The 22,727-nt window shown below is 61.6% G+C and carries 21 protein-coding genes and 1 pseudogene; 13 read left to right on the top strand and 9 right to left on the bottom strand.

What is annotated here, in order from left to right; genetic code table 11:
- Positions 1-82: 82 nt before the first annotated feature.
- Together KDD17_RS13670 and KDD17_RS13665 are read left to right on the top strand one after the other, a co-directional pair.
- Positions 83-520 (top strand): HdeA/HdeB family chaperone, encoded by a 438-nt coding sequence (locus KDD17_RS13670; protein ID WP_212704163.1) that lies wholly within the window; start codon positions 83-85, stop codon positions 518-520.
- 90 nt (positions 521-610) lie between these two features.
- Positions 611-1,738, top strand: coding sequence for an acetoin utilization protein AcuC (locus KDD17_RS13665; protein ID WP_212704162.1), 1,128 nt, complete (start codon positions 611-613; stop codon positions 1,736-1,738).
- Here KDD17_RS13665 and KDD17_RS13660 read toward each other — a convergent pair.
- Entirely contained in the window at positions 1,702-1,956 is a 255-nt protein-coding gene (locus tag KDD17_RS13660; RefSeq protein ID WP_212704161.1) for a DUF1294 domain-containing protein, read from the bottom strand. The genes KDD17_RS13665 and KDD17_RS13660 overlap by 37 nt on opposite strands.
- A gap of 64 nt (positions 1,957-2,020) precedes the next feature.
- Entirely contained in the window at positions 2,021-3,496 is a 1,476-nt protein-coding gene (locus KDD17_RS13655) for an ABC transporter substrate-binding protein (protein WP_212704160.1), read from the bottom strand.
- A 127-nt stretch (positions 3,497-3,623) separates the two neighbouring features.
- Between KDD17_RS13655 and KDD17_RS13650 the strand changes: the two are divergent.
- Positions 3,624-4,849 (top strand): annotated as a pseudogene (locus KDD17_RS13650) (Hsp70 family protein).
- On the opposite strand, the gene KDD17_RS13645 reads toward KDD17_RS13650, so the two are convergent.
- Positions 4,846-6,126, bottom strand: coding sequence for an acetylornithine deacetylase/succinyl-diaminopimelate desuccinylase family protein (locus KDD17_RS13645; protein ID WP_212704159.1), 1,281 nt, complete (start codon positions 6,124-6,126; stop codon positions 4,846-4,848). The pseudogene KDD17_RS13650 and the gene KDD17_RS13645 sit on opposite strands and share 4 nt — an antisense overlap.
- Before the next feature lie 138 nt (positions 6,127-6,264).
- Between KDD17_RS13645 and KDD17_RS13640 the strand changes: the two genes are divergently transcribed.
- Positions 6,265-7,107, top strand: coding sequence for a formate/nitrite transporter family protein (locus KDD17_RS13640; protein WP_212704158.1), 843 nt, complete (start codon positions 6,265-6,267; stop codon positions 7,105-7,107).
- Complete coding sequence (locus KDD17_RS13635) at positions 7,104-8,054, top strand: YihY/virulence factor BrkB family protein (RefSeq protein WP_348541461.1); 951 nt, start codon at positions 7,104-7,106, stop codon at positions 8,052-8,054. Before KDD17_RS13640 ends, KDD17_RS13635 begins: the two co-directional genes overlap by 4 nt.
- A gap of 3 nt (positions 8,055-8,057) precedes the next feature.
- On the opposite strand, the gene KDD17_RS13630 is transcribed toward KDD17_RS13635, so the two are convergent.
- On the bottom strand, positions 8,058-8,786 hold the full coding sequence (locus tag KDD17_RS13630; RefSeq protein WP_212704157.1) for a Crp/Fnr family transcriptional regulator: 729 nt from the start codon (positions 8,784-8,786) through the stop codon (positions 8,058-8,060).
- Positions 8,787-8,853: 67 nt separating this feature from the next.
- On the opposite strand from KDD17_RS13630, the gene KDD17_RS13625 reads away from it, so the two are divergent.
- Complete coding sequence (locus KDD17_RS13625) at positions 8,854-9,240, top strand: ANTAR domain-containing protein (RefSeq protein WP_212704156.1); 387 nt, start codon at positions 8,854-8,856, stop codon at positions 9,238-9,240.
- Here KDD17_RS13625 and KDD17_RS13620 read toward each other — a convergent pair.
- The 3 genes from KDD17_RS13620 to KDD17_RS13610 all read right to left on the bottom strand — a co-directional run bounded on the left by KDD17_RS13620 (position 9,173) and on the right by KDD17_RS13610 (position 10,793).
- Complete coding sequence (locus KDD17_RS13620; RefSeq protein WP_212704155.1) at positions 9,173-9,541, bottom strand: phage holin family protein; 369 nt, start codon at positions 9,539-9,541, stop codon at positions 9,173-9,175. The two genes, KDD17_RS13625 and KDD17_RS13620, sit on opposite strands and share 68 nt — an antisense overlap.
- Before the next feature lies 1 nt (position 9,542).
- Positions 9,543-9,893: a DUF883 family protein gene (locus tag KDD17_RS13615; RefSeq protein WP_212704154.1), complete on the bottom strand. Its 351-nt coding sequence runs from the start codon at positions 9,891-9,893 to the stop codon at positions 9,543-9,545.
- A gap of 90 nt (positions 9,894-9,983) precedes the next feature.
- On the bottom strand, positions 9,984-10,793 hold the full coding sequence (locus KDD17_RS13610; protein WP_212704153.1) for a response regulator: 810 nt from the start codon (positions 10,791-10,793) through the stop codon (positions 9,984-9,986).
- A 108-nt stretch (positions 10,794-10,901) separates the two neighbouring features.
- On the opposite strand from KDD17_RS13610, the gene KDD17_RS13605 reads away from it, so the two are divergent.
- The 3 genes from KDD17_RS13605 to KDD17_RS13595 are packed head-to-tail and all read left to right on the top strand — an operon-like array spanning position 10,902 to position 13,338.
- Complete coding sequence (locus tag KDD17_RS13605; protein WP_212704152.1) at positions 10,902-11,060, top strand: NepR family anti-sigma factor; 159 nt, start codon at positions 10,902-10,904, stop codon at positions 11,058-11,060.
- Positions 11,057-11,614 carry an RNA polymerase sigma factor gene (locus tag KDD17_RS13600; RefSeq protein ID WP_212704151.1) on the top strand — a complete coding sequence of 186 codons (558 nt, stop codon included), beginning with the start codon at positions 11,057-11,059 and terminating at the stop codon, positions 11,612-11,614. Before KDD17_RS13605 ends, KDD17_RS13600 begins: the two co-directional genes overlap by 4 nt.
- 2 nt (positions 11,615-11,616) lie before the next feature.
- The gene (locus KDD17_RS13595; protein WP_212704150.1) at positions 11,617-13,338 is read left to right on the top strand and encodes a sensor histidine kinase; all 1,722 of its coding nucleotides are present in this window, start codon (positions 11,617-11,619) and stop codon (positions 13,336-13,338) included.
- A 422-nt stretch (positions 13,339-13,760) separates the two neighbouring features.
- Here the strand turns inward: KDD17_RS13595 and KDD17_RS13590 are convergent, their stop codons facing one another.
- The gene (locus KDD17_RS13590; protein WP_212704149.1) at positions 13,761-14,312 is read right to left on the bottom strand and encodes a cupin domain-containing protein; all 552 of its coding nucleotides are present in this window, start codon (positions 14,310-14,312) and stop codon (positions 13,761-13,763) included.
- Between the two features lie 183 nt (positions 14,313-14,495).
- Between KDD17_RS13590 and gabT the strand changes: the two genes are divergently transcribed.
- Both gabT and KDD17_RS13580 read left to right on the top strand, forming a co-directional pair.
- Entirely contained in the window at positions 14,496-15,881 is a 1,386-nt protein-coding gene (gene gabT / locus KDD17_RS13585) for a 4-aminobutyrate--2-oxoglutarate transaminase (RefSeq protein WP_212704148.1), read from the top strand.
- 94 nt (positions 15,882-15,975) lie between these two features.
- Positions 15,976-16,803 carry a hypothetical protein gene (locus KDD17_RS13580; RefSeq protein WP_212704147.1) on the top strand — a complete coding sequence of 276 codons (828 nt, stop codon included), beginning with the start codon at positions 15,976-15,978 and terminating at the stop codon, positions 16,801-16,803.
- On the opposite strand, the gene KDD17_RS13575 is transcribed toward KDD17_RS13580, so the two are convergent.
- Positions 16,797-18,422, bottom strand: a complete 1,626-nt coding sequence (locus KDD17_RS13575) for an FMN-binding glutamate synthase family protein (protein ID WP_212704146.1) — start codon at positions 18,420-18,422, stop codon at positions 16,797-16,799. The genes KDD17_RS13580 and KDD17_RS13575 overlap by 7 nt on opposite strands.
- Before the next feature lie 388 nt (positions 18,423-18,810).
- Between KDD17_RS13575 and KDD17_RS13570 the strand changes: the two genes are divergently transcribed.
- A complete protein-coding gene (locus KDD17_RS13570) occupies positions 18,811-19,770 on the top strand; it encodes a TAXI family TRAP transporter solute-binding subunit (RefSeq protein ID WP_212704145.1) in 960 nt (319 codons plus the stop codon).
- Between the two features lie 133 nt (positions 19,771-19,903).
- On the top strand, positions 19,904-22,663 hold the full coding sequence (locus KDD17_RS13565) for a TRAP transporter permease (RefSeq protein WP_212704144.1): 2,760 nt from the start codon (positions 19,904-19,906) through the stop codon (positions 22,661-22,663).
- Positions 22,664-22,727 lie beyond the last annotated feature (64 nt).

Raw genomic sequence — 22,727 nt, 5'->3', positions numbered from 1 at the left:
TCGCACGGCGCGAAAATAATCCGGAACTAAACCTCCGCGCGAGCAGTTTGGATGTGGAACACTTAAAGAGTTAGGAAATACAATGAACACATTCATCAAAGCCGCCGCCGCCGCGACACTTCTGTCGGCCATCTCTGCCCCCGCGTTTGCGGCAGGTCATGCCGATCTGAATTCGATGACCTGCGCGCAGTTCAACGAAATGTCGGCTGAAGATCAGAACAAGATCGCCGTGATGGCCGTCGCAGAGCTGAACAACAACTCCGACGCGACAATCGCCGACAACAACGGTGAGGCCACTGCAACGGCTCCGCTGGAAGGTGAAGCCGCTGAAGAAAGCGAGACGGGTTCGACAACCACAATCGCGGACGATAACGGCACGGCCACAGCAACAACAACCGTGCCCGCGGGCGACGACATGACACGCTTTGCCGAGGAAATCGAAATCCTCAAGCTGGAGTGTGAGCGTAGCCTCGACGCGATGGTGCTCGAAGCGGCTGCCGGTGGTAACGGCACACGCTAAGCTGCAACCCTTCGGGACAGCACAGAACCGGAAAGCGGGCGCAGCAATGCGTCCGCTTTTCTTTTTGCGTCGCGGCAATATCTTAACAGGATGCACCGCCCGCGCTTCATCGGACACGAGATCTTTCGCGGATCAAGCTACGGCGACTGGCATCCGCTGAGGGTGCCGCGCGTATCAACAGTGATGGATCTGGCGCGGGCGCTGGATTGGTTGCCGCGACAGCAATTCATCACGTCCCCGCGCGCAAAGCCGCGCGCGTTGCACCAATGGCATACGCCTGCGTATGTTGCCGCCCTGCAGCGTATCGAAAATGCGCAGGAGGCAAGCAAGCAGGATCGCGACCGCTTTGCGATCGGCACACCCACAAACCCGGTCTTTGCAGAGATTTTTCGACGACCCGCCACCGCCGCAGGCGGCAGCATTCTGGCCGGAGAGCTCTTGGCCGGTGACGGCGTAATCTATAATCCCGCTGGCGGCACGCATCACGGCATGCCCGATCGCGCCAACGGGTTTTGCTATCTCAACGATCCTGTGCTTGCGATGTTGTCGCTGCGGTATCACGGTGTGCGCCGCATCGCCTACGTGGATATCGATGCGCATCACTGTGACGGTGTGGCAGTCGGATTTGCCGGGGACCCCGATTGCCTGATGATCTCGATCCACGAAGAGGGGCTTTGGCCCCGGACCGGCGCGATTGAGGACGACGGCGGCGGTAATGCGATCAATCTGCCGGTGCCCCGCGCGTTCAACGACGATGAGATGGCGCATGTGCGCGATGCGCTGATACTCCCGGCCGTGGCGGCTTTCAAACCCGAAGCGGTCGTCTTTCTTTGCGGTGCCGATGGGGTGGAGGATGATCCGCTTGCCCATCTGGGTCTCAGCAACAACGCGCATTGGGATGTCTTGCGCGGGCTTCTTGCACTGGGCATTCCGCGCTTTCTGGCGCTGGGCGGCGGGGGCTACAATCCCTGGACCGTAGGCCGGATGTGGGCAGGGGTTTGGGGGATCCTCAACGGTCGAGATATTCCAGACCATTTGCCGCCTGAAGCAGAGGATGTCCTGCGCGCGTTGAGGTTCGATAACAACCGGCGAGGGCGCAACCCGCCGGAAGCGTGGTTCACAACCCTGCGCGATGCCCCCCGGCACGGTGCCATCCGGGAGGACGTGCGCGCGCGCGTGCGCTATCTCAACACCAGAAGGGCGGCGACACCGGCCTGAGTGGCGGCGATGAGGCGCAGGCGATGGGCAAAGGGCTGTTTGTGGGTTTTGTGGCGCAGCATCCGTTGCGCAGCAATCGCGCCCGCGCCACCGCCAAGGGCGGCGAGCGCCAAAAGTCGCCGCTCGGGGATACGCCAGCGGCCCGCGTACGCCGCGCGTTTGTCACGGGCGTAGATCGCAAACACGGCGCAATTCCAGACATCGAATGCGGCAAACACCTAAGAAGTAACAGACATTCAACAAACGCCCACGCCCCGACACGCCGCCGGGGCGCGTTCGCGCTTATTTCCAGCTGACCGCGGTCAGGTCGTTGGCCTGCGTCGGCGCATCGACCCAGAGGCCCTGAACATCCGCCTTTGCAATCGTCGGCACCGCAAGCTGGAAGAGGTAGCCATTTACGTAGTCCTCCGCGATGATCTGCTGTGCCTGACCCAGCAGCGCGCTGCGCTCACCGGGATCAGTGGTGGCGTTCAGCGTTGTCATCAACTCCTGAAAGGCGGGATTGTCGTACTGGAAATAGTAATCGGGGTTGGCGTAGATCCCGATATCCATCGGCTCTGTATGGCTGACGATGGTCAGGCCAAAATTCTTGCCCTTGAACACCGATTCCAGCCACTGCGCCCATTCGACATTGGTGATCTGCGCGGTGATCCCGACCTCGGCCAGCTGCGCCGCGATGATCTCGCCGCCGCGCCGCGCGTAGGAGGGGGGTGGCAGAAACAGTGTCGTCTCGAACCCATCGGCAAAACCGGCCTCGGCCAGCAGGCTGCGCGCCAGATCGGGGTCATAGGCGGAATTGCCGGTCAGATCGACGTAATCGGGATTGTGGGGTGCGAAATGCGTGCCGATGGGCGTGCCGTAGCCAAACATCGCACCGTCGATGATTGCCTGACGGTCAATCGCATGGGCCAGCGCCTTGCGCACCTGCACGTTGTCGAACGGCGGCATCTTGTTGTTGGTCGACAGGATCGTCTCCCCCTCGGTCGAGCCTACGAGGACCTGAAACCGCGGATCGGCTTCGAACTGCGGTACGTTCTCGGGCGCGGGGAAACCGGCAAAGACGTCGACATCCTCGGCCATCACGGCAGAGAAGGCGGCGGTGGGGTCAGAGATGAATTTGAACGTGGCCGACGCCAGCTGCGCGGGCGTACCCCAGTAGTCGTCGTTGCGCGCAAGCTCGACGCTGTCGCCCTGTGTCCAGTTCACGAATTTGAACGCGCCGGTGCCGATGGGGGTCTGTTTGATCCCCTCGATGCTTTCGGGGGCGACGATCACGGCATCGCCCCACGCGAGGTTAAACAGCATCATGCCGTTGGGCTCGCTCAGCTTGATCTCGACCGTGGCGGGATCGATCACGTTGACCTCGGAAATCGCGGCATAGAGCGCCTTTTGCGCGTTGGCGCTATCCTCGGCACCGATCCGGTCGAGGGAGAATTTCACATCCTCCGCGTCCATCGTGGTGCCGTCGTGAAACGTCACGCCTTCCTGCAGCTTGAACGTATAGGTCAGCCCGTCATCCGAGATCTCCCAGCTTTGCGCGAGACCGGGGATGATCGCCCCGTCCGAGGCAAAGCGCGTGAGCCCCTCGAACACGTTGGAATAAAGCACGCTGTCGATGGCGCCGGCGGCGGCGCTGGTGGGATCAAGGTGTGGCGGCTCCAGCTGGATGGCGATCGTCAAATCGTCCTTGGCCGCAGCGGTGGTTGCCATGAGCGCGGCAGCACTGACGCCGAGCAGGAGGGTACGAAGGTGGGTCATTGGGGTGTCTCCCTGTCTGTTGTTGCAATCAGGTTAGGCGAGGGCGCGCGCGCTGGCTAGGTTAAACCTTGCGGCAGGCGGGTCGCTGGGATAGCCCGGCGGATCTTGACGCAAGGGGAGCGGGGCAATGGCGACACTCGGGGTGGATTTTGGAACCTCCAATTCAGCGGCGGCGGTCTGGCAGGACGGCGCCGTGCGCCGCATCGCGCTGGAGCCGGGCGGTGATACGCTGCCCACGGCGGTGTTCTTTGATTTCGACGCACGGGTGATGCGGATCGGCATCGCGGCGGGCGAAGCGCTGTTGGCCGGGGACGAGGGCCGCTACATGCGCGCGCTCAAGAGCCTTTTGGGGACCCCTTGATGCGCGAACGCCGCACGCTGCTGGGCGAGCGGCTTGATTTCATCGACATCGTGGGCCGGTTTTTAGCAAGGCTCAAGGCCGCGGCAGAGGCCGAGACGGGGCAGAGATTTGATGCGGTGCTGTCGGGCCGCCCGGTGCGGTTTCACCCCGACCCCGCCCGCGACGCCCGCGCCGAGGTCGATCTGCGCGAGGCTTACGCGCGCGCGGGGTTCACCTGCGTGAATTTCATGTATGAGCCCGAGGCCGCCGCACGCGGCAGTGCGGCCAAGCTGTCGCCCGGTGATCTGGGGCTTGTCGTGGATATCGGTGGGGGCACCTCGGATTTCACGCTTTTCCGGAAGGGTGAACGGGGGCTTGAGATCGTGCACAGCCATGGCATCCGCCTTGGCGGGACCGATTTTGACCGCGCGCTCAGCCTTGATCACGCGATGCCGCTGCTGGGCCGGGGCGGGCAGGTACGCCACGCCTTTGGCGATGACACCCACGCGGCGCCCGCCACGATATTCAATGATCTGGCCACATGGGCCAAGATCCCGTTTCTCTACGCCCCCGAACATATCCGCCTGGCCCGCGACCTGACCCAACACGCGGTTGAGCCCGTCGCCATGGGTCGCCTGCTGCAGGTGCTCGAAGAGCGTTTGGGCCACGATGTCGCCTTTGCCGTCGAGGCGGGCAAGATCACCGCGAATGAAGGTGGCGGCGGATTGGTCGATTTGGCGGTGATCGAACGGGATCTGGCCGTGCGTCTGGCGCCAACCGATCTGGCCATCACGCTGGGCGCATTGGTCGCGGACATTGGGACGGCGGCGGTGCAAACGATCGAGGACGCAGGTGTGGCGCCCGGCGCGGTCACTCACGCGGTGATGGTCGGCGGCTCCAGCCTGATGGGGGTGGTCGAGCAGACCATCGCCGCGCGCCTGCCGCAGGCGCAGATGCACCGTGATGCGGCACTTACCGCCATTGTGGACGGGCTTGCGGTTGCCGCCGCCTAGTCGCGCGGCAGCAGCAGCGTCTCCAGCGCCGCTCCCATCACACAGGCACTGTCGAGCATATCGTCCACGCCGATCCATTCGTCGGGCTTATGCGCCAGCTCCAGCACACCCGGCCCGTAGGCGATACAGTTCTTGAGCTTGCCGATCCGGTCGATGTGTTTCTGATCGTAGGTGCCGGGGGAGGCGACGTATTCCGGTGCCTTTCCCATCACATCGGTGATCGCGGCGGCGACGGTCTGCACCACCGGTGCATCGCGGTCCGTCATCGAGGGCAGCACTGAATTCAGCTCGGTAATCTCATAGTCAAAATCGGCACGGGTGTCGCGCAACCCTTCGAGCAGGGCCGTCACCTCGCCCCGCACCTGATCGAGCGGTTCTTCGACCAGAAAGCGCCGGTCGATGGTGATACGGCAGCTGTCGGGTACGCAATGGGCGGGCAGACCGTCGAAATCAGGAGCGTTCTCGGGTTGGCCGCCGTGGATTGCGTTGATGTTCATTGTGCTGCTGCGCGCGCCTTCGGGGACCACGGGCATGTCGGTAGTCCGCGCCGCCATGGCCGGGAACAGCTTGTTCTCGAACTCCTGTAGCACGGCGCCCATGTGGCGCACGGCGCAATCGCCCAGGAATGGCATGGAGCCATGGGCGATCTCGCCCTTTGTCTCGATCTCGGCCCACCAGCCGCCACGGTGGCCAAGGCAGATCCGATCCTTGTTCAGTGGTTCGGGAATGATGACGTGCTGCACGCGGGCAGGATCGAACCAACCCTTTTCGGCCAGATAGGCGACACCGCCATAGCCGCCTGATTCCTCATCCGCCGTGCCCGAAATCTCGACCGCGCCGCAGAAATCGGGGTGGGTGTCGATAAACGCCTCCGCCGCGATGATCGAGGCGGCCAGCCCGCCTTTCATGTCGCAGGCCCCGCGCCCGTAGATGCGCCCGTCCTTCAGCTCGGCGCCGAAGGGATCAAACGTCCAGCCGCGCCCGACCTCGACCACGTCGGTGTGGCTGTTGAAATGCACGCAGTCCCCGCCGTGCGCGCCCTCGCGGCGGGCAACGATGTTCCAGCGGGGATATTTTTCGCTGTCGCCGGGGGTGCCATGGGCGCGCACGAGGGTTGTCTCAAACCCATGGGCCGACAGGCGCCGATCAAGATATTCGCAAATTGCGCGGTAGTCCTGCCCGGGAGGGTTCAACGTGGGAATGCGGATCAGATCCTGCGTGAGGGCGATCAGATCATCGCGACGGGCGCGGATTGCGTCAGAGAGCACAGAGTTCATGCGGTAGACCTTTGTAATTCGGACCCATGAAACGCGTTGACAGGGCAGGGCGCAAGCGGCGACGCGTCCATGGCAGGCTGATTGCTTGAAATCTGCCGCACGGGCGCTTGTTTATAGGCGGAATACAGGAGAAAGATAATGCGCATTCCGACAGGGGCAAAGGCCCAGATGAGCGAAGAGGAAATGGAAGAGAAATCCGTCGAGGATGCGGCTTCGCTTTCCCCAAAGCTGATCTATGAAATTATCCGCCGCGAGGGCGAAGAAGAACTGGCGCGCACCAAACGCTCGCTGTTCTGGTCGGGGATTGCGGCCGGGATCCTCATCAGCCTGTCGGTATTGGGTGAAGCGGTCTTTCGCACGTATCTGCCCGACAGCCCGCACCGGTATCTGATCGAAAACCTTGGCTATAGCCTTGGCTTCCTTGCGGTGATCATGGGGCGGATGCAACTGTTTACCGAGAACACCATCACCACGGTGCTGCCGTTCATGCATCGCCGCAGCTGGTATGTGTTCGGCTGCATGATGCGGCTGTGGGGGATCGTGTTGTTCGCCAATGTCATCGGCGCCTTTGGCGCGGCGGCTCTTTTCACGCTGACGCCGGCGCTGCCCGCGGATCTTTTGCCCGCGATATTTGCGCTGTCGGAGCACGCGACCGGGATGGGCATGACGGACAGCTTCTGGCGCGGCGTGCCGGCGGGGATCATCGTGGCCCTGATCGTCTGGATGTTGCCGCAAGCGAGCGAAGCGGCGTTCTTCCTGATCCTGATTTTCACCTGGCTGATCGCGGCGGGGGATTTTACGCATATCGTTGCGGGATCCGTCGAAATGGCCGTGCTGATGCTTGACGGCAGTCTTGGGCTTTGGTCCGCGTTGACGGGGTTCTTTCTGCCGGTGTTGGCGGGTAACATCGTGGGTGGAACGCTGATATTCACCCTCGTGGCCTGGGGACAGGTCCGCGATGACATTGAGGAGAGCACGTGACAGCCACCGATGCCCCGGAAAAGACATGGAGCCTGCGCCTTTTGTGGCGCGGGCTTGTCGGTGGCTTTCGCCAGATTGGGGATACGAACCTCGCGCTGATCTCGGCGGGCGTTGGATTTTTCGGAATGCTGTCGCTTTTTCCGGCGATCGCTGCGCTGATCGCTGTCATGAGCCTGATCGCCGATCCGGCAGTTGTCATTGCCCAACTGGAAGAGATGCGGGGCCTGCTGCCCGACGATGTCTACAAGATTTTCAATGCGCAGATCGTGAGCCTTGTAACAACCAGCCCGGATCGCCTCGGGTGGGCCGGGGCGGTGTCGATCTTTCTGGCGCTTTGGTCGGCGCGCGCGGGGGTCGCTGCGATGATGACAGGCCTCAACGCCGTTTACGGAGAGCAGAACCGCGCGACCGCGTCACATTATCTGCGTGCGTTGTTGCTGACACTGGCATTGGTCGGCGTGGGTGTGGTCTCATTGATCACATTGGTCGTTGCACCGATTGTGCTGGCCTTCTTTCCGCTGGGCTGGGTCGGCACCGTGCTGGCGGAACTGCTGCGCTGGACAATTGCGGTAACGGTGTTGCTGGCCGGGGTCATCGTGCTTTACCGATTTGGCCCGAACCGCGGACAGCCCGAACATCGGGCGCTGCGACCCGGAGCCGTTTTCGCCGTCATCAGCTGGGCTGCGCTCTCGGTCGCGTTTTCCTACTACGTAGCGAATTTCGGCAACTACAATCAGGTGTATGGCTCGATCGGGGCGGTGATTGCCATGCTCGTCTGGCTCTGGATCAGCAGCTTTCTGATCCTCCTGGGTGCCGTTGTGAACATTCAGGTCGAAAAAGTGGTCTACGGCGTTATCGTCGCGGAGAGCGTATCACCGTTTGAGGAAGGTCCTACTGCAGAACCGGAGGACATCGTTGATGCCACCCCCGGCAGTCCGCTGCCCTGAACCTTACAGAAATGGGCGCGGCTGATAGGGTTTGAGCTCGGTCATGGCAACTTCGGCGAGATTTTCCAAGTCGTTGATTTGCAGGGTGCGATCCGACCATGAGGCGAGCTGGCGTTCTTTCAAACGGCCCAGTGTCTTGTTGGTGTGAACCAGCGACAGACCCAATGCATCGGCCACGTCGCGCTGCGTGTAGGGCAAATCCAATGTGTTGTTGCGCACCATACCGAGCGCCTCGCCACGCTGAAAGATCTTGACCATCGCCCAAGCAATCGCCTGAAGCGCGCTGCGCTGGCCCACCGTCGCCAATGTCTCTCCAAGGAAATGCTCTTCCATGGCGGCAAGCCACGTCAGATCGAAGGCGCGTTCGGGGTGGTTGCGAAAGAAGCTGAAGAATTCGGACCGATTGAAAACGCACAGCCGCATCTGCGTGCGCGCTTCTACCGAATGCCCCATTTCCCCCAGCAAACCCGCCTGAAGGCCGATGAAATCCCCGGGAAAGACAAAGTTAATGACCTGTTTCGCCCCGGTTTTGAGATGTCTTTCGCGGATACCCATCCCCGAAAGCACTGTAAACAATTGTGGCGCCATGGACCCTTGCATCAGGATCGGAGTGCCCGGGTCAACGGCCAACTCTCCAACCTTGAATTTCTGCATGTATTCAAGCTCTTCCTTCTTGAGAGTTTGAAATGCATCCTTCTGATTAAGGGGGCAGTACTTGCACAATGTCGTCATGAAAGAACAACGCCTCCGTATGTCGTAGTTTATAGATCGTTGTCTGGGCGCTTGTTACAGAGTGTCAATGAGCACTCAGACCCAAACCGCGACCTTCTTGATTTTCGAGGCAGATCCTGTTGTCCGCATGGACATTCAGGAAATGCTTTTGCGTAGCTATAAGGGGTGGACCGTCGTTATCGTGGGCGCCCTTGAAGACCTTTCGCAAGCGCTTGAGGCAACGCGGGGGCCGCGGATCATCATCGTCTCGACCGATCCTGACAGCTTTAGGCCGTTGGTGCCCATGGTTAAGCAGGCAGAGATTGCCGGTGCCGTACTGATCACGGAGCGCCCGACCGAGAATGCGACATTCCCGGAACTACCGCTGCGCGTTGTGAGCAAACCATTCAAGAGCGCTCAGTTGCTGGATGCCGTGCGCTCCGCGCTTGAGCACCTGCGTTCATCCCCGTCATGAATGCCCCAAGAAGCCCGTCGAAACTGGGCGGTGGGGGCGATGCGACAGGCGCGGGCTCCGTTGTGCCCTTGCCTCGCGTCAGCAGAATAGCCAGCACGATGCAGGCAATTCCGACGTAGACGGCACCGATGATGGCGGCAACCTGGAACAGCGGCATCAGCGTGGCAAGCACCAGCCACGCTGCAACGGTCAGAAATGCCAGACCGACCGTGAAGGTCAGTCCGGCGATCAGGCCGAGCGCAGCATTCCGCGCGGCGGATTTGGCTGACGCCGACGCTTTGTCCAGTGCCCGGTCAAACATCTCAGCGGCGCTGCGTCATCAACAGTCCGACGAGAAAGCCCGCGCCCGCAGCAAGGCCCAAGGCAGTCGCCGGCTGCGTACGGACGAAATCCTGCGCCTGACTTTGCGCGTCGGCAAATTTCTCAGCGCTGCTATCCCGCAAGTGCTCTGCGGTGGCGTAGGCCTGGTCACGCAGCTCTGCTGCCTTGGCTTGCGCGGCGTTCTGCGCTTGCGCGGTCTTTGCTGTTCCAAGCTCCCCCATCACGCGGGTAAGTTCGGACAGATCGGTTTTCACCCGTTCCAGCTGGGCGGAGAGGTCGTCGACAGTCACGTCACTGCCACGGCCGTTCTTAGCGGAAGTATTCGTCGCCATTGGTGCCTCGCACATGTTGTTTCGATTGCTGTCAAACGCATCGACCGACGTGGTTGTTCCACATCGGTCGCATTCAACCCTAAAGATTTCTCAGGCGTGCAGTGTCTCGGTCGAGGAAAAGAACATCGCCTGCGATACGGCAGAGATAACCTGATCTTCGGTGTAGGGTTTCGAGATCAGGAAGGCTGGTTCGGGCTTGTCGCCGGTCAACAGCCGCTCCGGGAAGGCGGTGATAAAGATCACGGGACGTACACCATGCGCGCCAAGGATGTCATTGACCGCATCAATGCCGGACGAGTTGTCCGCCAGTTGAATATCCGCAAGGATCAGATCAGGCAGATCGTCTCCGGCCAGTTGCACGGCCTCGTCGCGGGTGCGGGCAATACCGGTGATGCGGTGACCCATATCGGCGACGATGCTTTCGATATCCATCGCGATGATCGCTTCATCCTCGATGATCATGACCGAACCGCGAACGCCGTCCGCCATCTCACGCCGCGCGATATCGACAAGCTCTTCAGCCTCTTTCGCCTCGACCCCGATGATGGCGCCAATGTCGGAATAGCTGAACCCTTCGATGGTAAACAGCAACAGTGCCTCGCGGCTGTCATTCGTCAACTTCGCCAGATGCCGCTGCGCCTTGGCGCGGGCACCGTGCTCCGCTTCTTCGACGGGTGCGCCCGCACTGGCCCAGATCCCGTAAAGAACCCGGAACAGCCCGGTTTTCACGTCAACGCCGTCAAGAACCGAGCGATCCGTCAGAATGGCCTCAAGTGCCGCAGCCGCGAAGTTGTCGCCGCTTGCCTGACTGCCCGTCAGCGCCCGCGCGAAGCGGCGCAGGTAGGGCAGATGTGTCGCCAACTGATCGCTGATTGGGGTGGCGGTGGATTCGTCGTTCATGGCCTTAAGCCCTTTTTTCTAACTTTACCGGAACCAAACGTAGGATCGCTGCGTTCGGTTCCGAATGGTGGGCGATAAATCGTAACTTTTTTCTAGGCAGAATACCAAATGGTCGATCAGGACGAGAAAAAGCCGAGCGAGGGGATCATCGACGAGAACCTTCGCCGCGTGTACAATGAGACTGTCGAGGAGGGCATTCCCGACAGGTTCAAGGATCTGCTTGACCAATTGCGCGAGCAAGACAGCGGTAAGGGATCCGAGGGATGAGCGCCGGGGATCCGCGCGACGAACTCGTCGAACACCTGCCCGCAATGCGGGCGTTTGCAATATCATTGACCCGAAACGGCTCTGTCGCCGACGACATGGTGCAGGATACGCTGGTCAAAGCATGGACAAATATCGAAAAATTTGAAGTCGGCACAAACATGCGGGCGTGGTTGTTCACGATCCTGCGCAATACCTACTATTCGTCGCGTCGCAAAACCAACCGCGAAGTTGCGGATGTTGACGGGGTGTTCACCGATAATCTGGCGGAGAAACCGGCGCATGATGGTCACCTGCAAATGCAGGATTTCCGCAGGGCGCTGGCCAAGCTGAAGGACGAGCAACGAGAGGCATTGTTGCTGATCGGTGCATCCGGTTTCAGCTACGAAGAGGCGGCTGAGATGTGCGGCGTTGCTGTCGGCACGATCAAAAGCCGTACCAATCGCGCCCGTGCACAGCTGGCGGAACTGATGGGGCTCAGCGAGGATGAAGCGATGGAAATGACCGACGACGCGACCATGTCGGTGATCTCTGCCTCGAAAGTCTCCAGCTTCTAATCATGACCTCCGGCTTTTTGAGTACAAAGCTGTTTGGTGGCCTGGCGTTTCGGGTTTTGCTCTTCCTGTCGCTCGCGCTTTTGCCGATCGGCCTGATTGCCGTGATGCAAAATCGCGAAATCGCTGATCAAAGCCAGACAACCGCCGAGCTTTCGCTGATCGGCGCGACCGAACAGGCCGTGCAAGGCGAACGGGGTGCCATACAGGAGGCGATTGGCGCGGCGCAGGCGCTCGCAACCATCGTCGATCTGGTGCGCGCTGACGCGGAAGAGTGTTCGAAATTCCTGCGCAGCTACCAAAAGGACAATCCGCTGTACCGCACTGTCGGTCTTGTTGAGATGAACGGGATCATGCAGTGCTCTTCTCTTGAGGGCAGCTTTGACTTCTCCAGCTCCCCCGGCTTTGAAAGGGCCGTCGCCGAGGATGGGCTGACAGTGACCTTCTCCGAACGCGGGCCCGTCTCGAATGTGGCGGTCGTTCTGGTAAATGTCCCGGTCCGCAAGGACGGTGAGATCACCGGCTTTCTTACCATCTCGATCGACAAGCAGATGCTCAAGGAGATGGTGTCTTCGGAATTGGCGAACAAGCCACGGGCGATCGTCACCTATAATGCGAGCGGACAGGTTCTGATCACCCATCAGGAACCGGAGGTGTCGCAGGCGGAACTGCCCGCGAACTACAGCCTTGCGCAGCTTACGGGGACCGAGAGGCAGGTATTTGAAGGCAGTAACGTGCAGGGCGCCCCCCGCGTCTTTGCCGTCACACCTATCGTGCCGCAAAAAGTCTTTTCAATGACGGTCTGGGATACCGACACCCCGCTATTGCAGACGGACTTTACCGGCAGGCTCTCGGCGATCCTGCCTTTCGTGATGTGGGGCGCCAGTCTGGTGGTGGCGTTTTGGGCGCTGAACCGGCTCGCGATCCGGCACATCCGTGCGTTGGGCCGCCAGATGCGCCACTTTGCCCTTAACCGGACCCTGCCGCGCAAGACCATGGCCGAGAATGTGCCGCAGGAAATTCTGGCGATGGAGAACGCCTTTTTGTCGATGGCGGATTCCATCATGCGTGACGAGGCACGGCTTGAAGACAGCCTGCGCGAGAAGAACATTCTGCTCAAGGAGGTGCACCACCGGGTCAAGAATAACCTCCAGCTGATCTCGTCGATCATGAACATGCAGATCCGACAGGCCCCCACCGAGGCGAACCGCCTGGTTCTGCAGCGATTGCAGGACCGTATTCTGAGCCTCGCCACCGTGCACAAGAGCCTCTATCAGGGCGATGAAATGACCCGCGTTGACGGCAGCGTCCTGCTGAAGGAGATCGTGGCGCGCAACCTCGCGGTCGGCCTGTCACAGGGTTCGGGCGTCGAGGTGAGCGAGACTTACGATAGCGTGATGATCGGCCCCGACGACGCCGCGCCGCTCACCCTTTTGGTCTCCGAGGCAATGACGAACGCGCTCAAGCACGTCCCGCAGGGCGCCCCCGAAGGTGCGCGGATCAAAGTGTCGCTTGAGAAGGTCGAGGCCGAGCGCGCCGTGCTGAGTATCAGCAATACCTCGGGCGGAACCCCTCCCGATGGTGGCACCGGTCTGGGCTCGCGCCTTATCCAGGCTTTTGCCCGTCAGCTAAATGGTGAATTGGAGGTTGATGAGGGCGGAGAGGACTATACCCTCAGATTGTCCTTCCCGGTGCCCCTGGCCGATAAAGAGACCTACGACTACTGATTTTCTAAATTTTTTGCGAGAAAAACGCGAATTTTTGGGCATCCCCAAGCCGCTGAGACTCCAGAAAAATACCGGCAGGGTTGCAGGCAGTTTTGCAACATATCGCCTGTTTTCAAGCATTTCGCACGATATCCGGCATTTCGCGCGGGAACGAAGCGGCCTCCGGCGGTGTTCTATTCACGAACGCTCAGGAAAGGAGGGCACCATGACGAATGAAATGTTTATTGGCGGCCTCATGATCCTGACGCTGGTGGCAGGTCTGGTAATTGCGATGACATCAACACGGTCATCGGGATCATCGGAGCGAGACAGCAACAAGTGGTCCAGTAAGGACCGAGACGACCGTAGCCCGTCTTCCCGCTGACGTCACTGACATGAGGCACAGGCCCCCGCACCATTCATGGGCGGGGGCCTTTTTCGTGTCAGAATACCGGCGGTGTGAGCGCACTGACGATCCGGCAGACCTTGTCCGACAGATTGCGGAAACGGTGCGGCTGGCGACTGTCGAACAGATACCCGTCGCCGGTCTGCAAGATCTTTACCGCATCACCCACCGTCACCTCGATCTCACCCTCGGTGATGATTCCGGCCTCCTCGCCCTCGTGGGACAGAAGTTCGGGCCCAGTATCTGCGCCGGGCGGGTAGGTCTCGTGCAGCACCTGCAACAGATGCGCCCGGGCGTTGCCCAATTGCCGCAACGACACATCGCCCGGCCCGCCCGGGGCGACTTCGGTAAACTCCTCTGCGGTGTAGAACACCTTGGGGCTGTCATCCTCTTCGAGAGTGGCGAAAAATTCCGCCATCGAGATGGGAATCGCGTCTAGAAGGCTCTTGAGTGAGGCGACGGAGGGAGAGGTTTTATCGGTCTCGATCAAGGAGATCGTGCCATTCGTCAGCCCCGCGCGCGCCGCAAGTTCGCGCTGCGACAGGCCGCGCTCGGTTCGGATGTGTTTGAGCCTTTGGCCGATGTTCACCTGATGGATCCCCGGAGGTTTCTGCGCGGTCTGCAACGCCGCGTTGAGCGGCAGATCACCACCGGTCGGCCAAAATTACAAGCGTCGAAATAATCCCGATTGACAATTAATTTAAACAGGCAGAATGATTTTCTAAACGCGTCTGAAAGCCGCGTTTCCTTCCTTTAGAATCAGGAGACGGCCATGGCCAACACCGCCAAGCGTGCGCCCCGCAAAAGCGCAAAGAAAAAGCCCAAGATCGCTGTTGTGACACCGGTCGAACCAACGACATACACCAACGCCGATCTGGTCGCGCGCCGCGATGCGGCTGTGCCCCGCGGCGTGGCCTCTGCTGCGTCGGGTGTCTATGCCGCCTACGCCGAAAACGCCGAGCTGTGGGACGTCGAGGGCAACCGCTACATCGACTTTGTCGGCGGGATCGGCGTGCTGAACACGGGCCACCGTCACCCCTCGGTGATTGCTGCTGCCAAGGCGCAAGAGGATGCGTATACCCACACGTCCTTTCAGGTCGTCCCCTACGCGCCCTACATCGAGCTGGCCGAGCGGCTGAACGCGCTGGCCCCCGGTGACACGCCTAAAAAGACGCTGCTGGTGACCACCGGCGCCGAAGCGGTCGAGAACGCGGTCAAGATCGCGCGCGCTGCAACCGGTCGCCCCGGTGTGATCGCCTTTACCGGAGGCTATCATGGCCGCACGCTGCTGACGCTGGGCATGACCGGCAAGATCTCTCCCTACAAGAAAGACGTCGGGCCCTTCCCGTCGGACATCTTCCGTGCGCCCTTCCCATCGGTGCGCGACGGCATCACCGTCGAGGATGCGCTTACTGGGCTCAAAAATCTGTTCCTCACCGACGCGCAGCCCGAGCGGGTCGCCGCCATCATCATCGAGCCCGTTCTGGGCGAAGGTGGCTATATCCCCGTCCCGACCGAAATGCTGGTGGCCCTGCGCGAGATCTGTGACCAGCACGGCATCCTGCTGATTGCCGACGAAGTGCAGGCAGGCTTTGGCCGCACCGGCACGTGGTTCGCGATCGAGCATTCGGGCGTCGAGCCTGACCTGATCACCGTGGCGAAGTCCATGGCCGGTGGCTATCCGCTCGCGGGTGTGATCGGCCGCTCAGACGTGATGGACGCGATGGAGCCCGGCGGGCTTGGCGGCACCTACGGCGGCAACCCCGTTGCCTGCGCCGCAGCACTTGCAGCCATCGACGCGATTGCGCACGAAAACCTGTTGGGCCGTTCCACCGCGATGGGCGACAAGCTCAAGGCACGCTTTGCCGAGATCGGCGCGCGGGCGGCGCCCTACCGCATGTGGGACATTCGCGGTCTGGGGGCGATGGTTGCCGTGGAATTCGTCACCGATTTCGACAGCGCCACGCCCGACACGGCGCTGGTCAAACGCCTGATCGCCCACGCACAGGAGCGTGGTCTGCTGCTGCTGAGCTGTGGCATGCAGGGCAACGCCGTGCGGGTGATGGTGCCGCTGACGGCTTCCGACGAGATCCTCGACGAAGGGCTCGCGATCTTCGAAGAGGCGCTTGCCGCCGCCTACGCCGAGGGTGTGCTGTAACACGCCTCCGTCGAGACGAGATAAAGCGCACGCGGGGGTCCTTCGCGTGCGCTTTTTGCTTTTCGCAGGGCGGGCATTGCCGGATAGTGGCGCCATGAAATCCACGGTCCTTGCCCTGTGCTGCTGCGTCTCCCCGGCTTTGGCCGATGAGGCTGTTGTGGGTATTTTCGGCGCGGTGGACCGGCTGGATCCGCTGACGGTGGCCGGTGTGGTGGTCCTGCGTCCCGAAGGCGTGCCCGTCATCAGCGCGCTTGGCCCCGATCAAACGCTCGCGCCGGGCGATACCCTCGCCATCCGCGCACGCGTGACGCCGCAGGGCGTCACCGCGCTGCGCCTGCTGGAGGTGTACCCTATTGCGGGACCAATCTCGGCCAGTGCGGACGGGGAGGCGCGGGTCATGGGCACGCCGGTGCATTTGCCGTCAAACAGTGATTTCAAGGCCGGTGATTGGGTCGCTTTCAGCGGATTCTGGAGCGGAACGAAGGTCATCACCACCGCCACCCGCCGGATCGAAGGAGGCGGTATTGCGCAGCTCACCGGGACGCTCACGCTGGAGGATGCCGCGCCGCTGCCGCGCATCGGAGAAAGCGCGGCGTCGGGCGTCCAGATCCCGGAAGGCGATTTTGACGACCACGTCTGGACGCTCACCGGTACACCAACGGATACCGGGTTGCGGGCCTTTCTGACGGCGCGCGGGCTGTTCGGCGGGGACGTGGATCTTGAGGTTTGGGAAGGTTACGCCTCCGGCCCGGTCGCGTCAGAAACGTGGCGGGTCTTCGGCACGGGCGTCTACGGCTATGACCGCGAGCGGGACATGCCGCAGGCGGGTAGCGCGGTGCGGGTCTGTGCGGCCGCCGGTCGCGTGCTGCGCCGCGCGCCCGGAGAGGGGGCCGCGTGGGCCGCTCTGGGCTGCGATCAATAGGTTACCTCTGGCGGATCGAAGGTCTGTGGGCTTGCCCGGGCCCACCTCTCCTTGTAGCCGCGATGGTCGGCGGCAATGTCATCAAGCAAGAAGCCTTCGGGCAGATAGGCAAAGGCCCGGTTGCCCTGCACCATCGCCAGATCGGATTGCCGCTGCATCAGGTGGTGCGGCAGGAAATCACAGGGCGCGTCCAGACCGGCGGCCCCCGTCATCTCACCCAGGGCGTCCATGGTTTCGCGGTGAAACCGTGCCACGCGCTGCGATTTGCTTTCCGGGTCCAGCGCGCGGGCGCGCAGCGGATCCTGCGTCGCCACGCCCACAGGGCAGTGATTGGTGTGGCAGGCCTGCGCCTGAATGCACCCGATCGAAAACATGAATCCGCGCGCCGAATTGCACCAATCCGCGCCCAGCGCCAGCGCCCGCGCGATGTCAAAGGCCGATACGATCTTGCCCGCCGCGCCGACCTTGATGCGGTCGCGCAGGCCCGCGCCGCGCAGAGTGTTATGAACAAATGTCAGCCCCTCGACCATCGGCATGCCGACGTGGTTGGAAAACTCCAGCGGTGCGGCCCCGGTGCCGCCCTCCGCGCCGTCAACGACGATAAAATCGGGCACGATCCCCGTTTCGATCATGGCCTTGACCATGCACATGAATTCGCGCTGGTGACCGATGCACAGCTTGAACCCAACGGGCTTGCCGCCCGACAACTCGCGCAGCCTGGCCAGAAACTGCATCATTTCAATCGGAGTCGAGAATGCGGAATGCGCCGCCGGCGACACACAGTCCTGCCCCATTGGGATGCCGCGCGCCTCGGCAATCTCTTCGTTGATCTTTGAGGCGGGCAACAGGCCGCCGTGGCCCGGTTTGGCACCCTGCGACAGCTTGAGTTCGATCATCTTGATCTGGGGCAGCGCGGCTGTTTCGCGAAATTTCTCCGGGTCAAAGCTGCCATCGGCGGCCCGCGCGCCGAAATAGCCCGAGGCCACCTGATAGATCAGATCGCCGCCGCCTTCGCGGTGATAGCGGCTGACAGACCCTTCGCCGGTGTCATGGGCGAATTTACCCGCGGCTGCCCCCTTGTTCAACGCCAGGATCGCGTTGCCCGACAGGGAGCCAAAGCTCATCGCTGAGATATTGTAGATCGACGCGCTGTAGGGCTGGGTGCAGGCGTCGTTGCCGATGGTGATGCGGAAATCGGTATTGTCGATATGTTTGGGTTGCACCGAATGGGTGACCCAGCTGTAGCCCGCATCGTAGACCCGCATGCGGGTGCCGAAGGGTCGCGCATCCTCCTGACCCTTGGCACGCTGGTAGACAAGGCTGCGTGCATCGCGGCTGAACGGCTCCTCGTCCTGATCGTTCTCGATCAGATACTGGCGGATCTCGGGGCGGATGCCCTCAAACAGGAACCGCATGTGGCCCAGCACAGGGTAGTTTCGCAGGATCGAATGATGCTCCTGCCGGACGTCGTGCAGGCCCAGCAGCGACAGCGCCCCGAACGCGGCAAAGGGAATCCAGAACCACGCCGACCACACTGCCACAAGGATCAGGCTGAGCAGGCACAGCACGATCACCCCGATGAATGTGGTGTAGCGAGTGAGATTCGATAGCTCTGTCATGGCATCCCTCGACTGGTCTTTTTCGCACTTAGAAATCCTGTAGAGCGCATTCCTCCCCATCTTGGCAAGCGTATCGGTATGAGGCGCCATTTCCGCGATTCAACTCAAAGGCGTGCGTAAATCGCTGTAATATTGTGCAAAAGTCAAAGAAAATTGAGGTATCAACGAAATTCAGGCCTATCTGATAGATCGCTTGCCCATCATCTTAAAGGCGAATAGGCTCAACTCAGTTTTGACGCCGAAGCGCATCACCTTGCGCGTTTACGGTACCAAACGCGGGCCAGCATAGGCCAGACGCCGGCCAATCGGCGTGGGTCTGCCGAGGTTCCGCAGACAAAGGCGCACTCCGGTGAGCGGGGTGCAGCAATAACAATGGGAGAGATATCATATGAAGATGCTCAAAGGTTTGGCATTTGCCGGCGCATTGGTGGCGGGCACCGCAGCCACCGCGCAAGAAAAATTCATCACCATCGGCACGGGTGGTCAGACGGGCGTGTACTTCGTCGTCGGTCAGTCGATTGCACGTCTCGTGAACCGCGGCTCCGCCGAGCATGGCCTGAAGGTCACGGCGCCGTCGACAGGTGGCTCCATCGCGAACATCAACGCGATTAAGGCCGGCGATATGGACATGGGCGTGGCCCAGTCCGACTGGCAGTTCCACGCCTACAACGGCTCCTCGCAGTTCGAGGGGGACAAGTTCGACAAGCTGCGCGCGGTTTTCTCCGTGCACGGTGAGCCGTTCAATGTCATCGCACGCGCCGACTCCGGGATCACGTCGTTCGACGATCTCAAGGGCAAGCGCGTGAACATCGGCAACCCCGGTTCCGGTCAGCGCGCCACGATGGAAGTCGTGATGGACGCAAAGGGCTGGACACTGGATGACTTCGCCCTCGCTTCCGAGCTCAAGCCGGCCGAGCAGGCCGCCGCATTGGGTGACAACAAGGTTGATGCGATCATCTATACCGTGGGCCACCCCAACGGCTCGATTCAGGAAGCGGTCAGCACGATCGACGCGACGCTGATCCCCGTCGAGGGCGATGCGATCCAGGGTCTGATCGACGACAACCCCTACTATGCCGCGGCGACAATCCCCGGTGGCATGTACAAAGGTACTGACAGCGACGTGAACACCTTTGGTGTGAAGGCGACGTTCGTGACCTCCGCCGATGTGGACGATGAAGTCGTCTATCAGGTGGTCAAGGCAGTCTTCGACAACTTCGACCGCTTCAAGCGTCTGCACCCCGCGTTCGAGAACCTGACCGAAGATGAGATGATCTCCGGCGGTCTGTCCGCGCCTCTGCACGATGGTGCGGTCAAGTACTACAAAGAGCGTGGTTGGATGGAATAAGCCGACCGGCTTTCCGCAAAACGCCCGTGGGCGGCCCCGAATAGGTCGCCCACGGACCACGTGACCGCACAAAGCGGCACGTTCAGCAGCCTGCACCACAAAAAGCGGGCGCTGCGCAACGGGGGACATTGCGATGACGGACAACGAAAAGTATCAGCAGCAAGCTGCGCGGGTCGAGACGGAAGCCACGGGCGACCGCGGTGGTCTGAGCCAGAGCGAGCTTGATGAACTGGTCGCCTCCTCTGATACCGGTGGACGGTCCGTAGGAGGGTCCGTCGGGATCCTGCTCATGCTGACCGCGCTGGCGTGGTCCTTGTTCCAACTTTATATCGCGTCACCCTTCGGTCTTTTCAACGACACGCTGGCCCGCTCCATCCACCTTGGATTTGCGGTTTTCCTCGGCATCCTCGTCTTTCCCGCCGCCCGCACGAAATTCCAGACGGTGCTGGGCATTGTCGTCCCGCTTGCGCTTGCGGCGCTGTTCATGGTCGCGGCCAAAGAGGGCGTGGCCACGTGGTGGATCCCGCTGCCCGCGATCTTTGTCGCCGCAACCGTTGTTTTGGGTTCGCCCAAAACGTCGATCCCCGTGTGGGAGTGGCTTTTGGCCATCGCGGGCGCCGCTGCGGCGCTATATCTGTTCATGTTCTACCGCGACATCTCGGGCCGTGTGGGCGCGCCGATCACGCAGGATTTTGTCGTCGCCGTTATCGGCCTGATGATCCTGCTTGAGGCCACGCGCCGCGCGCTTGGCCCCGCGTTGATGATCGTGGCGAGCGTGTTCCTGCTCTATACCGTGCTTGGCCCGCAGATGCCGTCGATGATCGCGCATAAGGGCAATTCCCTGTCCGAGATCGTGAACCACCAGTGGATCACCACCGAAGGCGTCTTTGGCATCGCGCTGGGTGTCTCGACCTCGTTTGTGTTCCTGTTTGTGCTGTTCGGCTCGCTGCTCGACCGGGCCGGGGCGGGCAATTATTTCATTCAGGTGGCGTTCAGCCTTATGGGTCACATGAAAGGCGGGCCTGCGAAGGCTGCCGTTGTGTCCTCTGCCATGACAGGCCTGATCTCCGGCTCCTCGATCGCCAATGTGGTGACGACGGGCACCTTCACCATTCCGCTGATGAAAAAGGTGGGCTTCAGCTCGGAAAAGGCCGGCGCGGTCGAAGTCGCCTCCTCCGTCAACGGGCAGATCATGCCGCCGGTCATGGGCGCTGCGGCGTTCCTGATGGTGGAATACGTGGGCATCGCCTATTTCGACGTGGTCAAACACGCGTTCCTGCCGGCCGTCATCTCCTACATCGCGCTGGTCTACATCGTGCACCTCGAAGCGCTGAAAGCCGGGATGGAAGGCCTGCCCCGCCCGGTAGAGCCCAAACCCTGGGTCGCGTGGCTCATGAGCCTCGCATTCACCATCGCCGTTGTCTGCGGGCTCAGCTTTGCCGTCTACTACGGCATGGGCTGGATTCGCCCCGCCTTCCCCGAAACGGCGGGCTACATCATCTTCGCCTTCCTCACGCTGGTCTATGTGCTGCTGTTGCGCGTCGCGTCGAAAGAGGCACCGCTGAAGCTGGATGATCCCGATGCGCCGGTGACGAAACTGCCGATGCCGGGGCCAACGATCCGCTCGGGTCTCTACTACATCCTGCCGGTCGTAGTGCTGGTCTGGGCGCTGATGGTGGACCGCCTGTCGCCGGGCCTCTCGGCCTTCTGGGCAACCTGCTACATGGTGTTCATCCTGCTCACGCAGCGGCCGCTCATGGCGATGTTCCGCGGCGAAAGCCAGTTCGCCGCGGACGTCAAGAACGGCTTTCTGGATCTGATCGACGGTCTGGTGACCGGCGCGCGCAACATGATCGGTATCGGCATCGCCACCGCGACCGCCGGGATCATCGTGGGCGCCGTCAGCCAGACGGGCGTGGGCGCGGCCCTTGCCGATGTGGTCGAGGCGCTTTCGGGCGGCTATATCCTTGCCATGCTGGCGCTAACGGCGGTGCTGTCGCTGATCCTCGGGATGGGTCTGCCGACAACGGCAAACTACATCGTGGTCTCTGCGCTGCTGGCGCCGGTGATCGTGACGCTGGGCCAGCAGAACGGGCTCATTGTGCCGCTGATCGCTGTGCACCTGTTCGTGTTCTACTTCGGCATCATGGCGGACGTGACCCCGCCCGTGGGGCTGGCAAGCTTTGCCGCCGCCGCCGTGTCGGGGGGTGATCCGATCAAGACCGGCTTTGTCGCGTTCTTCTACAGCCTGCGCACCGCGGCGCTGCCGTTCCTCTTCATCTTCAACACCGAGCTGTTGTTGATCGATGTCACCTGGGCGCAGGGCATATTCGTCTTCATTGTCGCGACCATCGCGATGCTTTTGTTCGCGGCGGCCACGCAGGGTTGGTTCCTTGCCAAAAACCGCTTTTACGAGACGATTGCGCTGTTGCTCATCGCCTTTACGCTCTTCCGTCCGGGCTTCTGGATGGACATGGTCGCCCCGCCCTATACCGAAGCGGAGCCGACCGAGATCGCACAGGCCGCCGCCGATACGCCGGTGGGGGAATACCTGCGCGTGCGGGTGTCGGGGCAGGACAGCTTTGGTGATCCGATCGAATTCGTGGCGCTTGTCGATATGGTCGAAGGGGCGACGGGTGAAGAGAGGCTCGAGAATGCGGGCCTTGCCTTCCGTCAGGAGGGTGACCGGATGATCATCGACGACGTCGCCTTTGGCTCTCCTGCTGCGGACGCGGGGCTGGATTGGGATCAGGAAGTGCTGCGCGTGCTCAAGCCGCAACCGCAGCCCAGCAAATACCTGATGTTCATTCCCGCACTGCTGCTATTGGCGGGCGTCGTGATGTTGCAACGCGGGCGTAACGCGCGCGCGCCCCGCCGTGAGGCGGCAGCGTAAGATCGCCCGCGCAGCCATGGCATACTCCGTTACGGCAAAGCCTCGCTTGACCGGTTCCATCGCC

Source organism: Sulfitobacter albidus, from assembly GCF_018200035.1.
In the GTDB taxonomy this organism is placed as follows: domain Bacteria; phylum Pseudomonadota; class Alphaproteobacteria; order Rhodobacterales; family Rhodobacteraceae; genus Sulfitobacter; species Sulfitobacter albidus.
The sequence above is the reverse complement of the archived record's forward strand: the minus strand, read 5'-3'. Positions and strand labels throughout refer to the sequence as shown.

What these genes read in the sequence shown, in the direction of transcription:
- KDD17_RS13610 (WP_212704153.1), bottom strand. Translation starts at nt 10,793, where the DNA reads ATGAACGACGAATCCACCGCCACCCCAATCAGCGATCAGTTGGCGACA.
- KDD17_RS13665 (WP_212704162.1), top strand. Translation starts at nt 611, where the DNA reads ATGCACCGCCCGCGCTTCATCGGACACGAGATCTTTCGCGGATCAAGC.
- gabT (WP_212704148.1), top strand. Translation starts at nt 14,496, where the DNA reads ATGGCCAACACCGCCAAGCGTGCGCCCCGCAAAAGCGCAAAGAAAAAG.
- KDD17_RS13600 (WP_212704151.1), top strand. Translation starts at nt 11,057, where the DNA reads ATGAGCGCCGGGGATCCGCGCGACGAACTCGTCGAACACCTGCCCGCA.
- KDD17_RS13615 (WP_212704154.1), bottom strand. Translation starts at nt 9,893, where the DNA reads ATGGCGACGAATACTTCCGCTAAGAACGGCCGTGGCAGTGACGTGACT.
- KDD17_RS13575 (WP_212704146.1), bottom strand. Translation starts at nt 18,422, where the DNA reads ATGACAGAGCTATCGAATCTCACTCGCTACACCACATTCATCGGGGTG.
- KDD17_RS13565 (WP_212704144.1), top strand. Translation starts at nt 19,904, where the DNA reads ATGACGGACAACGAAAAGTATCAGCAGCAAGCTGCGCGGGTCGAGACG.
- KDD17_RS13655 (WP_212704160.1), bottom strand. Translation starts at nt 3,496, where the DNA reads ATGACCCACCTTCGTACCCTCCTGCTCGGCGTCAGTGCTGCCGCGCTC.
- KDD17_RS13605 (WP_212704152.1), top strand. Translation starts at nt 10,902, where the DNA reads ATGGTCGATCAGGACGAGAAAAAGCCGAGCGAGGGGATCATCGACGAG.
- KDD17_RS13645 (WP_212704159.1), bottom strand. Translation starts at nt 6,126, where the DNA reads ATGAACTCTGTGCTCTCTGACGCAATCCGCGCCCGTCGCGATGATCTG.
- KDD17_RS13580 (WP_212704147.1), top strand. Translation starts at nt 15,976, where the DNA reads ATGAAATCCACGGTCCTTGCCCTGTGCTGCTGCGTCTCCCCGGCTTTG.
- KDD17_RS13630 (WP_212704157.1), bottom strand. Translation starts at nt 8,786, where the DNA reads ATGACGACATTGTGCAAGTACTGCCCCCTTAATCAGAAGGATGCATTT.
- KDD17_RS13595 (WP_212704150.1), top strand. Translation starts at nt 11,617, where the DNA reads ATGACCTCCGGCTTTTTGAGTACAAAGCTGTTTGGTGGCCTGGCGTTT.
- KDD17_RS13570 (WP_212704145.1), top strand. Translation starts at nt 18,811, where the DNA reads ATGAAGATGCTCAAAGGTTTGGCATTTGCCGGCGCATTGGTGGCGGGC.
- KDD17_RS13670 (WP_212704163.1), top strand. Translation starts at nt 83, where the DNA reads ATGAACACATTCATCAAAGCCGCCGCCGCCGCGACACTTCTGTCGGCC.
- KDD17_RS13640 (WP_212704158.1), top strand. Translation starts at nt 6,265, where the DNA reads ATGCGCATTCCGACAGGGGCAAAGGCCCAGATGAGCGAAGAGGAAATG.
- KDD17_RS13620 (WP_212704155.1), bottom strand. Translation starts at nt 9,541, where the DNA reads ATGTTTGACCGGGCACTGGACAAAGCGTCGGCGTCAGCCAAATCCGCC.
- KDD17_RS13625 (WP_212704156.1), top strand. Translation starts at nt 8,854, where the DNA reads ATGAGCACTCAGACCCAAACCGCGACCTTCTTGATTTTCGAGGCAGAT.